This is a genomic window from Microbacterium tenebrionis, from assembly GCF_020682665.1.
In the GTDB taxonomy this organism is placed as follows: Bacteria; Actinomycetota; Actinomycetes; order Actinomycetales; family Microbacteriaceae; genus Microbacterium; species Microbacterium tenebrionis.
Genome location: NZ_JAGTTM010000002.1, coordinates 492,815 through 505,664, shown reverse-complemented (window position 1 = coordinate 505,664; position 12,850 = coordinate 492,815). Strand labels below are relative to the sequence as shown.

At 70.3% G+C, this 12,850-nt stretch carries 16 protein-coding genes; 6 read left to right on the top strand and 10 right to left on the bottom strand.

What is annotated here, in order from left to right:
* Positions 1-57 precede the first annotated feature (57 nt).
* Positions 58-468 carry a twin-arginine translocase TatA/TatE family subunit gene (locus KEC56_RS07705; protein ID WP_227530470.1) on the top strand — a complete coding sequence of 137 codons (411 nt, stop codon included), beginning with the start codon at positions 58-60 and terminating at the stop codon, positions 466-468.
* A gap of 27 nt (positions 469-495) precedes the next feature.
* Here KEC56_RS07705 and KEC56_RS07700 read toward each other — a convergent pair whose 3' ends face one another.
* Genes KEC56_RS07700 through KEC56_RS07685 form a run of 4 tightly spaced genes read right to left on the bottom strand, consistent with a single transcriptional unit; the run spans position 496 to position 3,976 of the window.
* Entirely contained in the window at positions 496-996 is a 501-nt protein-coding gene (locus tag KEC56_RS07700; RefSeq protein ID WP_227530469.1) for a hypothetical protein, read from the bottom strand.
* 12 nt (positions 997-1,008) lie between these two features.
* On the bottom strand, positions 1,009-2,151 hold the full coding sequence (locus tag KEC56_RS07695) for an Mrp/NBP35 family ATP-binding protein (protein WP_227530468.1): 1,143 nt from the start codon (positions 2,149-2,151) through the stop codon (positions 1,009-1,011).
* Positions 2,148-2,711 (bottom strand): DUF1003 domain-containing protein, encoded by a 564-nt coding sequence (locus KEC56_RS07690; protein WP_227530712.1) that lies wholly within the window; start codon positions 2,709-2,711, stop codon positions 2,148-2,150. The genes KEC56_RS07695 and KEC56_RS07690 overlap by 4 nt, the downstream gene beginning before the upstream one ends.
* The gene (locus KEC56_RS07685; RefSeq protein ID WP_175985881.1) at positions 2,711-3,976 is read right to left on the bottom strand and encodes a magnesium transporter MgtE N-terminal domain-containing protein; all 1,266 of its coding nucleotides are present in this window, start codon (positions 3,974-3,976) and stop codon (positions 2,711-2,713) included. Before KEC56_RS07685 ends, KEC56_RS07690 begins: the two co-directional genes overlap by 1 nt.
* Before the next feature lie 67 nt (positions 3,977-4,043).
* On the opposite strand from KEC56_RS07685, the gene KEC56_RS07680 reads away from it, so the two are divergent.
* Positions 4,044-4,784: a YflT domain-containing protein gene (locus KEC56_RS07680; protein WP_227530467.1), complete on the top strand. Its 741-nt coding sequence runs from the start codon at positions 4,044-4,046 to the stop codon at positions 4,782-4,784.
* A gap of 1 nt (position 4,785) precedes the next feature.
* The gene (locus tag KEC56_RS07675) at positions 4,786-5,430 is read left to right on the top strand and encodes an alpha/beta hydrolase family protein (protein ID WP_372456251.1); all 645 of its coding nucleotides are present in this window, start codon (positions 4,786-4,788) and stop codon (positions 5,428-5,430) included.
* 12 nt (positions 5,431-5,442) lie between these two features.
* Here the strand turns inward: KEC56_RS07675 and KEC56_RS07670 are convergent, their stop codons facing one another.
* Both KEC56_RS07670 and KEC56_RS07665 read right to left on the bottom strand, forming a co-directional pair.
* Positions 5,443-6,051, bottom strand: coding sequence for a YdcF family protein (locus KEC56_RS07670; RefSeq protein ID WP_227530466.1), 609 nt, complete (start codon positions 6,049-6,051; stop codon positions 5,443-5,445).
* Positions 6,052-6,064: 13 nt separating this feature from the next.
* Positions 6,065-7,462, bottom strand: coding sequence for an aminopeptidase P family protein (locus KEC56_RS07665; RefSeq protein ID WP_227530465.1), 1,398 nt, complete (start codon positions 7,460-7,462; stop codon positions 6,065-6,067).
* Between the two features lie 36 nt (positions 7,463-7,498).
* Between KEC56_RS07665 and KEC56_RS07660 the strand changes: the two genes are divergently transcribed.
* On the top strand, positions 7,499-7,861 hold the full coding sequence (locus tag KEC56_RS07660) for a DUF3054 domain-containing protein (RefSeq protein WP_227530464.1): 363 nt from the start codon (positions 7,499-7,501) through the stop codon (positions 7,859-7,861).
* Between the two features lie 4 nt (positions 7,862-7,865).
* Here the strand turns inward: KEC56_RS07660 and KEC56_RS07655 are convergent, their stop codons facing one another.
* The gene (locus tag KEC56_RS07655) at positions 7,866-8,885 is read right to left on the bottom strand and encodes an endonuclease/exonuclease/phosphatase family protein (protein ID WP_227530463.1); all 1,020 of its coding nucleotides are present in this window, start codon (positions 8,883-8,885) and stop codon (positions 7,866-7,868) included.
* A gap of 85 nt (positions 8,886-8,970) precedes the next feature.
* On the opposite strand from KEC56_RS07655, the gene KEC56_RS07650 reads away from it, so the two are divergent.
* Positions 8,971-9,840, top strand: a complete 870-nt coding sequence (locus KEC56_RS07650) for a PHP domain-containing protein (RefSeq protein WP_227530462.1) — start codon at positions 8,971-8,973, stop codon at positions 9,838-9,840.
* A 1-nt stretch (position 9,841) separates the two neighbouring features.
* Here KEC56_RS07650 and KEC56_RS07645 read toward each other — a convergent pair whose 3' ends face one another.
* Positions 9,842-11,359: a DEAD/DEAH box helicase gene (locus KEC56_RS07645; RefSeq protein WP_175985886.1), complete on the bottom strand. Its 1,518-nt coding sequence runs from the start codon at positions 11,357-11,359 to the stop codon at positions 9,842-9,844.
* 169 nt (positions 11,360-11,528) lie between these two features.
* Here KEC56_RS07645 and KEC56_RS07640 point away from each other — a divergent pair, with 169 nt between their 5' ends.
* Entirely contained in the window at positions 11,529-12,239 is a 711-nt protein-coding gene (locus tag KEC56_RS07640; RefSeq protein ID WP_227530461.1) for a ferritin-like fold-containing protein, read from the top strand.
* Positions 12,240-12,243: 4 nt separating this feature from the next.
* On the opposite strand, the gene KEC56_RS07635 is transcribed toward KEC56_RS07640, so the two are convergent.
* Together KEC56_RS07635 and KEC56_RS07630 are read right to left on the bottom strand one after the other, a co-directional pair.
* Complete coding sequence (locus KEC56_RS07635) at positions 12,244-12,531, bottom strand: hypothetical protein (protein ID WP_227530460.1); 288 nt, start codon at positions 12,529-12,531, stop codon at positions 12,244-12,246.
* Between the two features lie 4 nt (positions 12,532-12,535).
* Entirely contained in the window at positions 12,536-12,760 is a 225-nt protein-coding gene (locus tag KEC56_RS07630) for a DUF3107 domain-containing protein (protein ID WP_175985888.1), read from the bottom strand.
* Positions 12,761-12,850: the final 90 nt, after the last annotated feature.

Sequence of the window (12,850 nt, the reverse complement as noted above, 5' to 3'; positions counted from 1 at the left end):
CCAGGGTATTCGCACGTCGGGTTCTTCACCGTCAGGCGCGGCGGGTAGCCTGTCTACATGGATTTCGGCCTTACCATCGAGAAGCTCTTTCTCATCGGTGTGATCGCCGCGGTCATCATCGGTCCTGAGCGGCTGCCGAAAGCGGCCGAGGCGTTCGCCGGGTTCGTCCGCAAGGCGGGGGAGTACCTGCGGGACACGCGCACGCGGATGCGCGATGAGCTCGGCCCGGAGATGGACGAGGTCGACTGGCGCAAACTCGACCCGCGGCAGTACGACCCGCGGCGGATCATCCGCGACGCCCTGCTCGAGGACGCGCCGGCAGCGCCCGCGACGGCAGCGCCCGCGACGGCAGCCTCGACGGCTGTGGCGCCGGCGCCCGCCGTCACCGCGTCGAGCCCGGGCCCGCTCAAGACCCGGCCCGAGTTCACCCGCGATTCCCCGCCGCCGTTCGACCTCGAGGCCACCTGAGCCTGTCTGAGTGCGCGGCCCTGTCCGTCAGATCCTGGACTTCAGCAGCGCGACGTCCTCGTCGCTGAGCACGGCCCGCGGCAGGACCGTGACGACCGATGTTCCACGCAGGCGCAGCAGCGCCGCGTGCCGGCCGACATGCACGGACCGGAACGTCGCATAGCGGATTTCGGAGGCCCCGGCTTTGGAGACCGCTTTGAGCGACTCCTCGCCCACCTCGACACGGACCACTGATCCCGGCGGCATCGTCGTGCTGATGGCACGGCGCGTCGACGCCCTGGTGAAGAGGATCGACGCGACGATCAGGGCGGCGATCGCGAGCATGGTCCAGGTCAGCGTCGTCGTCTGCTCCTGGTCGCCCCCGACCATCCCCAGGACGATCGCGTTGACGACGAACGCCGCGATCAGCGCCGCGTACGCGATCACGGCCAGTGGACGGGTGAGCGTGTAGATCACGGCATCCGTCGTCATTGCGCGGATCATCTCGGCATCCACGACGGCGGTGCGTGCGGGGGAATCGGCAGTCACCTCACGAGTCTTTCACGACTCGTCAGCGGTGGCCCTCGTCACCGTGATCGGCAGCGACCTGCCGGGCAGCCGCCGGCCCTGGCGCACGAGCCGGCGCGCGAGGGCGTCGATCTGCTGCGCCGCGGCATCCTCGGGCGCGCCGAGGACGACCGGGATGCCGGCATCGCCGCCTGCGCGCAGAGCGGGACTGAGCGGCACCGAGGCCAGCAGCGGCACATCGTCCCCTGACTGCGAGAGCGCGGCGGCCACCTCGGCTCCGCCACCGGATCCGAACAGGTCGACGGTCGTGCCGTCGGGCAGCGTGAGGGCGGCCATGTTCTCGACGACGCCGATCACGCGCTGACCGGTCTGCCGGGCGACCAGGCCGCTGCGGATGGCGACGTCGGATGCCGCGGACTGCGGGGTGGTCACGACGACGACCTCGGCGTGCGGCAGGAGCTGCCCGATCGAGATCGCGACATCGCCGGTGCCCGGCGGCATGTCGATGAGCAGCACGTCGATGTCGCCGAAGAACACGTCGGTGAGGAACTGCTGCACGGTGCGGTGCAGCATGGGTCCGCGCCAGGCGACCACGGCCTCGCCGTCGCGCAGGAACATCCCGATCGAGACCGTCTTCACGTCGTGGGCGACCGGGGGGAGCATGAGGTCGTCGATGCGGGTGGGCTGGGTGCCGGCGGGGATGCCGAGCAGCCCGGGGATGGAGAATCCGTGGACATCGGCGTCGACGAGGCCCACCGCGAGCCCCTGAGCCGCCAGCGCGACGGCGAGGTTCGCGGTGAGCGTGGATTTGCCGACCCCGCCCTTGCCGCTCGAGACGAGGATGACCCTGGTGAGCGAATCGGGTCCGAACGGCATCTGCCGTGCCGGTCGTCCGTCACGCAGCTTCTCGGTGAGTGCGGCGCGCTCCGCAGGCGTCATCACGCCGACCTCGACGTCGACCTCGGCGATGCCGTCGACGGATGCCGCGGCACGGCGGACATCGGACTCGATCCGGTCGGCTGCGGGGCACCCGACGATCGTGAGGACGATGCCGACCGTCGCCCTGCCGCGTTCGACCGTGATGTCGCGGAGCATGTCGAGTTCGCCGATGGGCCGTCGCAGCTCCGGATCGGAGACGGCGCCGACGGCCGCACGGACGCGGTCGGCCGCGCTCATGCGCGTGGTCGCCGCGGCCGGGTGATCGGGCCCGTCCTGGTGTCTCCTGCGGCCTCGGCGGGCGGCTCGTCGTCGAGGTCGGCGAGCAGCGCGCGCAGCTCGTGCCGCAGCACGTCGCGGGTCACCGCCTGCGCGTTGCGCTCCTCGAGGGCCATGCGCAGCGCGACGATCTCGCGGGCGAGGTACTCGGTGTCGGCGAGGTTGCGCTCTGCGCGCTGGCGGTCGTGCTCGATCTGCACGCGGTCGCGGTCGTCCTGCCGGTTCTGGGCGAGCAGGATCAGCGGCGCGGCGTACGAGGCCTGCAGCGACAGGATCAGCGTCAGCGCGGTGAAGCCGAGGGCGGCTGAGTCGAACCGCCACCAGCCGTTCTGCTCGGCGACGACCGTGTAGACCATCCACAGCGCGCAGAACAGCGTGAGCATCAGGAGGAAGACGGGCGTGCCCATGGCACGGGCGACCCATTCGGTGAAGCGCCCGAACCGGTCGCGCGACTGCGGCTTCTGACGCGACGCGCCGCGGCCGAGCGGGGCGTCGAGGCCCGAGCGGTCGTCCTTGGCCATCATCGCGCACCCCCTGCGGTCAGTTCGTCATCGGCATCCTGGGTGCGCCAGTCGTCGGGCAGCAGGTAGTCGAGCACATCGTCGATGCTGACGACGCCGACCAGACGCCCCGCCGCGTCGACGACGGGGAGCGAGACGAGGTCGTAGCTCGCCAGCAGCCGGGCGGTCTCCGCGGCGGAGGCCGCCACCGAGATCGGCTCCATCGTCTCGTCGACGATCGCGCCGAGACGTTCATGGGGCGGGTAGCGCAGCATCCGCTGGAAGTGCACGACGCCGAGCAGACGCCCGGTGGGCGTCTCGAACGGCGGCAGCGTGACGAAGACGGCCGCGGCCAGTGCGGGATGCAGCTCGTGGCGACGGATCAGGGCGAGGGCCTCGGCGACCGTCGCATCGGCAGACAGCACGATCGGCTCCGTCGTCATGAGGCCGCCCGCGGTGTCCGGTCCGTAGCTCAGCAGCGTCCTGACGTCCTCCGCCTCCTCCGGCTCCATCAGATCGAGCAGCTGCTCGAGCCGCTTCTCGGGGAGCTGGGCGAGGAGGTCGGCCGCGTCGTCCGGTTCCATGTGATCGAGGATGTCGGCCGCGCGCTCGTCGCCGAGGCCGTCGAGGATGTGCACCTGATCCTCTTCCGGCATCTCCTCGAGGGCGTCCGCGAGGCGGTCGTCGGAGAGCTCCTCGGCGACCTCGATGAGTCGCTGCTGAGGAAGGTCGAGGAGGGTCGTGGCGAGGTCGGCGGCGTGCAGCTCGGAGTACGAGGCCACGAGCTGCTCCGCCGACTGCGACTCGCCCGGTGTGTGCTTCTCGGTCACCTCGTTCCAGGCGGCGAACGTCGTCGGCCCCTTCGCGAAGGGGGACGCGCTCGTCTTGGGCTTGCGCAGGAAGAGCTGGTTGACGCTCCATTCGCCGAGCCGGTTCGGTTCGATGGCGACGTCCTCGATGACCGCGCTCCCGCTGCCGTCGACGAGCTCGACGCGGCGGCCCAGCAGCTCGGCGAGCACGCGCACCTCGCCCGGGCGGGGCTGGAAGCGGCGCACGTTGATGAGACCCGTGGTCAGGACCTGACCGGCACGGATCGACGTGACCCTGCCGATCGACATGAACACGTGACGGCGGCCGGGGATCTCCACGACCAGCCCGATCACACGGGGCGAAGCCGAACTTCGGTACACGATGACGACATCCCGGACCTTGCCGAGCCGGTCGCCCACGGGGTCGAAGACGGCGCAGCCGGCCAGGCGCGCGACGAAAACCCGTTGTGTGCTCACGCGTCCAGCGTAGTCCGCGCGACCCGGATCTCGGCTCCTGCAGAGGCGTGCGTGGAACAATGGGCGGATGAGCATGTTGAACCGTCCAGCCACCGGCACCGCAGTCGGCGAGACCGTCGCATCGGTCCGCGAATACGAGGCCGCCCAGAAGACGGTGTCGAAGCTGATCGCCGCCGAGGTGCCCGCCCGCGACATCGCGATCGTCGGGCAGTCCGTCCGCACGATCGAGCGGGTCACCGGACGCCTCGGCTACGCGGCGGCGGCCCGGTCGGGAGCCGTCAACGGCGTGCTCATCGGCCTGCTGCTCTCGGCGATCCTCGTGATCGGGAACCCGGATGCCCCGATCCAGCTGTTCGTCGGGTTCGTGTTCATCGGCGTCGCGCTGGGCATGATCCTCAGCCTCGTCACCTACGCGATCGTCCGACGCCGGCGCGACTTCGCGAGCGTCACCCAGCTCGCCGCCGACCACTACGAGGTCACCGTCATGCCGGCGTCCCTCGCGAAGGCCCGCGAGGCCCTCGGCACCGGCCAGCGCACCGAGGTCGTGCGACCCCCGGTCGATCTGGACGAGCCGCCGCGCTACGGCGAACGCGTCGCCCCTGGCACGGATGCCGCCGCCGCGGCCCAGCAGAGTCCGGCCGGGCACGTTATTCCGCCGCGACCGGCCGACCCGCGCCCTGCAGACACACGCGCTGCCGACGCGAAGCCGCGGTACGGCGAGCGAGTCGAAGCGAAGGAGAACGCCGGCGACGAGCAGCCGGACGCCGCGGCGGACGCGCCCGTCGAGAAGCGCGACGACGCGAGCTGACGTGGGCTTCGACGTCGAGCTGCCCCAGAGCACCGTCACCGTCAGCGCCGCATGGGGCGACGGAGACGGCAGAGGGACGATCGTCGTCGCGCATGGCGCCGGGGCCGGGATGGAGCATCCGTTCCTCGTCGGCTTCACCGACGCGCTGAACGCAGTCGGATTCTCGACGATGAGATTCAATTTTCCCTACCGGGAGCAGGGCAGGCGGATGCCGGGGCCTGCGGCCCATGCGACCGTCACCTGGCGCGCAGCGGTCGCGCATGCCCGAGAGATGTCCGCGGGGCCGATCTGGGCGACGGGCAAGTCGTACGGCGGCCGGATGGCGTCGATGGCCGTCGCTGAGGGGCTCGACGTCGACGGACTGATCTATCTCGGATACCCGCTGCATCCGCCGGGGCAGCCCGAGAAGCTCCGGGCCGAGCACCTGCCGTCGATCGCCGCGCCGCAACTTTTCATCGAAGGGACGAACGACCCGTTCGTGCAGCCGATCGCGCAGTTCGAGCAGGTCGTCGCGACGTGTCAGGACGCGCGCATCGCGTGGATCGAGGGCGGCGGCCACTCATTCGAGGTGAAGGGACGAAAGCGTCCCGCCGATGAGATCGGCGCATCCCTCGCCCCGCTCGTGGCGGAGTTCGCCACTCGCTGACCCGCCGGATCCTCAGCGGTGCTGCCAGCGGAACAGCAGCAGTCGCAGCGCAACGCCGATCTTCATCGGCACGATCTCGCCGAACCGGTGCTCATCGGCGCGCACGAGTCGATCCGCCAGATCGGGCCGCTGCTGGCGGAGGTACTCGCGGGCGACCTCGGCGTGCGGCGAGTTCGACACGATCTTGATGACGTCGGCGTGCTCGATCAGGGGGATCGCGTTCTCGATGTTCTCCCACGTCGACCGGCTGTCCGGTTCGAGCACGATCGCGCCGGTGTAGTCCAGCTCGTCACGGGCGTAGCGCTCCATGATGACGGCCTCTGGCGTGTCGCCCTCCACGGTTCCGCCGCACAGGACGACCGTGGTGTCGGCTTCGCGATCGATCGAGCGGATGCCGGCCCGCATCCGGTACCTGTTGACGAGGTTCGCCCGCTCGCCGGCGTTGCCGTATCCGAGCACGACCACGGCCTCCGTGACGGGGGATCCGCTCGCGGTGCGCGCGGGGGCGACCGACCGCGTACTCGATCGCCAGTTCACGAACTCCGCCCAGGCGGCGACCGCCGTGTACGCCGCGAAGCCCGTCCAGAACAGCCGGCGTGCGAGGCTTCCGGACCGGTTCACTCCTCCGGGCCCGTCATCCCTGCGAGCCGCGCGCGATCCACGCCTCGATCTCGTCGGCCGTCCGCGGAATGTCCGACGAGAGGTTCACCGGGCCGTCTGCGGTCATGAGGATGTCGTCCTCGATGCGCACGCCGATGCCGCGGAACTCCTCGGGAACCGTCAGGTCGTCGATCTGGAAGTACAGGCCGGGCTCGATCGTGAAGACCATGCCGGCCTCCAGGACACCGTCGTAGTACATCTCGCGCCGCGCCTGCGCGCAGTCGTGCACGTCGATGCCGAGGTGGTGGCTCGTGCCGTGCACCATGTAGCGGCGGTGCTGCCCGCCGGCGTCGGCATCGAGGGCCTCCTCGGCGGTGACCGGGAGCAGACCCCACTCGGCGGTGCGCTTCGCGATCACGGCCATCGCGGCCTCGTGCACCTCGCGGAAGCGCACACCGGGTCGTGCCGCGGCGAACGCGGCGTCTGCGGCCTCGAGGACCGTCTCGTACACGCGGCGCTGCACGTCCGAGAACGTGCCGTTCACGGGGAGGGTCCTCGTGACGTCGGCCGTGTACAGGCTGTCGGCCTCGACGCCGGCATCCACGAGGATGAGGTCGCCGGGAAGAACCGTGCCGTCGTTGCGCGTCCAGTGCAGGTAGCACGCGTGCGGACCGGATGCCGCGATCGTGTCGTAGCCCTCGCCGTTGCCGTCCTCGCGGGCCCGTCGGTGGAACACGCCCTCCACGACCCGCTCGCCGCGCGCATGCCGCGTCGCGTCGGGGAGCGCCGCGATGATGTCGTCGAACCCGCGTGCGGTGATCTCCACGGCGCGGCGCATCTCGTCGATCTCGTACTCGTCCTTGATGAGACGCAGCTCCGACACGAAGCGGGCGAGCTCGTCGTCGGCCAGGGTCACGTCGTCATCGGCGGCGCTGAACGCCTCGAGGTGGTCGGTCGCCACGGCGAGGTCCGCCGCGACGCCGGCGAGGGACGGACGCGGTCCGATCCAGAACTCGCCGATCGTGGCATCCGCATAGAACTCCGTCGTCGTGCGGTCGGCGCGCTCGCGGAAGTACAGCGTGACGTCGTGCCCGGATTCCGCCGGCTCGAACACGAGCACGGAGTCCGGCTCGGAGTCGATCGCCCAGCCGGTCAGGTGCGCGAAGGCCGAGTGCGCGCGGAACGGGTAGTCGGTGTCATTGCTGCGCTGCTTGAAAGAACCGGCCTCGATCACGAGGCGCTTGCCGGGGAACGCGGCCGACACGGCATCGCGCCGGGCCGCGGCGTACGCGGCCTGCGGGCGAGCGGCCGGCAGCGACTCGGGGCGCTCGGCCCAGCCGGTGGAGATCGTGTCCAGGAATCCGCGCGGGAACGGCTGCTTGCGGTTCGTGACGGGGGCTTCTTCGATCGTCTCGTTCTCTGCAGTGCTCATCCACCCAGTCTCTCACCCCTTTGTAGGCTGGGGAATGTGGTGATCCTCATCGATCTGGTGCTCGTGGTCGTCTTCTGCGCGATCGGACGGCTCTCGCACGCCGAGGGCATCCTCGGGGATCTGCCGGGAACGCTGAACACGGTCTGGCCGTTCGTCGTCGCCCTGCTCGTCGCACACGGCGCGCTGCTGCTGCGCCGGGCGCACGCCGAGCGGATGCTGCCGGGGCTCGTCGTCTGGGCCGTGACTGCTGCCGGCGGCCTGCTGCTGCGCGCAGCGAGCGGTCAAGGCACGGCGGTGCCGTTCATCATCGTCGCCGCCCTCACGCTGGTGCTGTTCCTGCTCGGCTGGCGCGCTGTGGTCGCGCTCGTGCGGCGATCACGGACGGGTTCGGGCCGCTGAACGCTCAGTCGGCGGCCGGGTCGAGCTGCACGACGAGCGCGCGGTGGTCGGAACCGGCGGCATCCAGCACGAGCGAGCCGGTCGGGTTCCAGTTCTGCGTCGCCATCACATGGTCGATCGGGGCGCCGATGAGCTCGGGATAGTCCGCGGGCCATGTGCCGGTGATCCCGGTGCCGGTGCGTGACGCGGCGTCGCGGCAGTAGCCCATGTCGCCCCCGCCGACGCCGAGGGCGGCCATGTGGTCGAGGGTCGCATTGAAGTCGCCTGCGATGATGAAGTCACCCTGTGGGCACTGGTCGGCGATCCACTCCAGGTCGGACTGCCAGCGCTCCATCGCCTCGACGCGCGGTGCCACAGCGTGCACGGCGACGATCGTGGGGCCGGAGCCGCTCACCGGCATGATGACCGCACTGGGAACGGAGCTGGTGTTGCTGCTGCCGTCCTCGGACGACTGGATCACCGAGTAGTCGCCGAGGTCGGGGGAGATGAGGATCGTCGTCTCCCAGGCCTGCGGGCCGTTCTCGACGTCGCCGAACTGCACGTGATGCACCCACATCGGATGCCCCTGCTCGCGCAGCATGACGGCGATGCGCTCACCGACGGACTCCGCCGTCTCCGGCAGGGTCACGACGTCGACCTCGCGGGTGAGGATGGCATCGGCGATCGTCTCGGCCGAGACGGCCTCGCCTGCGGTGTTCCAGGTGAGCACCCGCACGCTCGCATCGGTCTTCTCGGGCAGCGAACCCGTCCCGAAGCCGCGCATCGCGCCGATAGCTCCCGTGGCGGCAGCGCCCACGAGCGCGACGATGAGGATGGATGCCGCGAACCCGCGAAGTGGCCGGGCGAACAGCATGAGCAGCGACAGCACCGCGATCGCCAGGAAGGCGGCGAGGACGACACCGCGGACGGCGACGATCTGAGCGAACGGGAAGGTCTGCTCGAGCTGGAAGAACTGCGGCCAGACGACGATCGCCGTCGCGATCGCGAACAGCACCGTGAGGAGGATTCCCAGCAGTCGAAGCATCCTCACGAGCCTACGGGCGCACGCTGTGAATCGCCTGCCGCGTCGCCGCCGCGCCGTCGACTCGGTCCCGCAGTAGTGTCGAGTCATGACCGACGCCGGCAGCTTCGCGGGGCCGAGTGACCTGCACCTGCACTCCAATCACTCCGACGGCACCGAGAACCCGGGTCAGGTAGTCCGCCAGGCCCATGCGAACGGCATCCGCACGCTCGCCCTCACCGATCACGACCGCACGACGGGGTGGGACGAAGCCGCCAGCACGGCGGGAGCACTGGGCATGACGTTCATTCCCGGCATGGAGCTGTCGGCCAAGCACCAGTGGCGGAGTGTCCACGTGCTCGGCTACCTGTTCGACCCCGAGGACGCGGCGCTGCGCGCCGAGACCGAGCGGATCCGCGATGACAGGGTCGGTCGCGCGGAGCGGATCGTGCGCAACATCGGCCGCGACTACGCCCTGACCTGGGCCGACGTTCTCGAGCAGACGACCGCGGATGCCACGGTGGGACGCCCCCACATCGCCGACGCCCTCGTGGCGCAGGGCATCGTGCGCGACCGCTCGGAGGCGTTCGACGGGATCCTGCACCCGCGCGAGGGGTACTACGAGCCGCACTACGCGCCCGACCCGCTCACCGCCGTCCGGCTGATCACGGATGCCGGGGGAGTGGCGATCATCGCGCACCCGGTCACGGCCGGTCGCGACAGGATGATGCCGCTCGCGTTCATCGAGGAGCTCATCGCCGCAGGGCTCGGCGGATTCGAGATCGATCATCGCGAGAACACCGAGTCCGGCAAGCGCACTCTGCGCGCGCTCGCCGCGAAGCACGACCTGATCGTCACCGGGTCGAGCGACTATCACGGTGCCGGCAAGCCGAACCGGCCGGGCGAGAACACCACGAGCGACGAGATGGTCGCCCGCATCATCGACGCGGCGACGGGGACGAGTCCGCGTCGCCCCTGACTCAGGCGCCGGCCGGTGCGGCTCCGCCGGAGCGACGACGACGGCGACGGCGCTGCGGGGCCGGCTTACCGTCGCGGTGCTCGCCCGTGACGTCGCCGTCGTGCGTGCCTGCGCCCTCGGCGTCGCGGTCGGTCGCAGGTGCCGATGCGGCTCCGGTGGCGGCGGTCTCCGCGCCTTCGGTGAAGGTCGAGCCGACCCCGCCGCCCGATCCGCCGCGGCGGCGACGCCGGCGACGCTTCGTGGTGCCCTCGTCCGTGCCCTCTGCGGCGGCATCCGCCGCCTTCTGCGGCTGGCGCTGGCGACGCTCGGAGGCGGGCTTGTCGGCCTTCGGCGCTGTCGTCAGCCGTCCCTTCGTGCCCTCGGGGATGTTGAGGTCGGTGTACAGGTGCGGGCTCGACGAGTACGTCTCGACGGGCTCGGGCTGGCCGAATTCCAGCGCGCGGTTGATGAGGGCCCACTTGTGCAGGTCCTCCCAGTCGACGAACGTGACCGCGATGCCCGTCTTGCCCGCGCGGCCGGTGCGACCGGCGCGGTGCAGGTACGTCTTCTCCTCGTCGGGGATGGTGTGGTTGATCACGTGCGTGACGTCGTCGACGTCGATGCCGCGGGCGGCGACGTCGGTGGCGACCAGGACGTCGCGCTTGCCCGCCTTGAACGCGGCCATCGAGCGCTCGCGCTGCTCCTGCCCCATATCGCCGTGCACGCCGCCGACGTTGAACCCGCGGTCGCCGAGCTCGTCGACGAGCTTCTGCGCCGCGCGCTTGGTGCGCGTGAAGATGACGGTCTTGCCGCGGCCCTCGGCCTGCAGGATGCGGGCGATGACCTCGTCCTTGTCGAGCGAGTGCGCCCGGTAGACCAGGTGCTTGATGTTCGCCTGCGTGAGGCCTTCGTCGGGGTCGTTCGCGCGGATGTGGATCGGGTTCGACATGAACCGGCGGGCGAGCGCGACGATCGGGCCGGGCATGGTCGCCGAGAACAGCTGCGTGTGGCGGACCGCCGGCACCTTCTGGAAGATCTTCTCGATATCGGCGAGGAAGCCGAGGTCGAGCATCTTGTCGGCTTCGTCGAGGACGACCTCGGTCGCGTTCGACAGGTCGAGCAGGCGCTGGCCGGCGAGGTCGATCAGGCGACCAGGGGTGCCGACGACGATCTGCGCGCCGGCCTTGAGCTGGTCGATCTGGCCCTCGTACGCCTTGCCGCCGTAGATCGCGACGACGCTCGTGGAGCGGTTCGAGGTCAGCAGGTCGATGTCCTCGTAGACCTGCACGGCGAGTTCGCGCGTCGGCACGACGATGAGCGCCTTGACCCCGGGCTCCGGGTCCTGGCCGAGGCGCTGGACGACGGGGATGCCGAAACCGAAGGTCTTGCCCGTTCCGGTCTTGGCCTGGCCGATGATGTCCTGGCCGGGAAGGCCGAGGGGGATGGTCTGCTCCTGGATGGGGAACGCGTCGACGATGCCCTTGGCGGCGAGTGCGTCGACGATGTCCTGATCGATGCCGAGATCAGCGAATGAAGTCACTATGTCCTGTGTGCCTGTCCGGCGGCCCTCTACTGAAGCGGCCGCCACGTAACGGATCCACGCCGTCTCGTGTGCCACAGGCGCGGCGTCCTGCTCCGACGGCAGGACGCGTCCAGCCTACCGGAGGGGCGCCCGCAACGCCGATCCGAAGCGCGGGTAGTCTGATCACGTGGTGAAGTGGTTCTGGCAGCGAGACAAGCCCCGACGCACTCTGACGCTGCGCAGTCGCGGCGACGTGGGCGATGCGACCCGCGTCGACTTCGCCGAGCTCGCCCCTGAGCTGAACCGCTTCCTCGGGCAGGCGGCATACCTGCAGCTCGGCTATTTCGAGACGCTGACCCGGCTCATCCGGGCCACCCCCGAGCTCGCCGAGAAGGAGGCGCTGGCGCGGGCCGCGGGTGCCGCGCTCAGCAAGCATCGCGGAATCGTCGAGGTGATCACCTCTCAGGGGGAGGACCCGACCGAGATCATGCTCCCGTTCCAGGAGCACCTCGACGCGTTCCGCCGCAAGACCATCGGTGCGCGCCCGCGCGAGACCCTGCTCGCCGTCTACATCACGGCGGGCATGCTCGACGACTTCTATCTCGCCCTCGCCTCGAGCTACGGCGAGACGGGCGCCCGCGTCGCCGCGATCCTGCGCGAGGACGACGACACCGGCGAGATCGTGGCGATCCTCAAGCGCACGATCGACAGCGACGCCGAGTGGCGATCTCTGCTGTCGATGTGGGCGCGTCGCATGGTGGGCGACACGGTGCTCGTGGCCCGTCAGGCCCTGCGCGCCGAGCGCCTCATCGAGGACGACGACCGCGTCGAGCCGGTGTACACCGAGCTCATGGGAGCCCACGCGCGCCGCATGGACGCGATGGGCCTGGCCGCCTGAGCGCTCAGATGCCCAGGGCCGCGCGCTTCGCGGCGTCGGACGTCCGACGGGATGCCGTCAGTCCGTATCCGACCGCCGTCGCGACGACGACCGCGCCGAGGATGCTCGCCAGCCACAGCCAGACGCTGTCCTCGCCGACGCCCGCCCACTGCATGCCGGTGTAGACGATCGCCGACGCGGCCGTCGCGACGGCGGGGACGACCGCGACGCCGCGCAGCGCGCGGTGCGGCAGCAGGAAGTGGACGCCGACGCCGAGCGCGCAGGCCGCGATCAGCGCGAGGAGGATGTACATCGTGTCAGGCGACGAAGCCGACGCGACGCGACTCCTCGGTGCCGAGCTCGATGTACGCGAGGTTCGCGGTCGGGACGATGAACGAGTTGCCCTTGACGTCGGTGAAGCTCACGTGAGCGGTGTTCTGCTCGAGGGCAGCGGCGACCTGGCTGCGGACGTCGTCCGCGCTCGTGGCGGTCTCGAAGTTCAGTTCGCGGCCGGTGTTGATGATGCCGATGCGGATTTCCACGCGTGCTCCTTGAAGATTCGGGGACTGACACGACTCTACCCCGGTGGTGCGGCGTCGGATCGGGGTGGACGGCCGGTTTCGCCGTGGGCG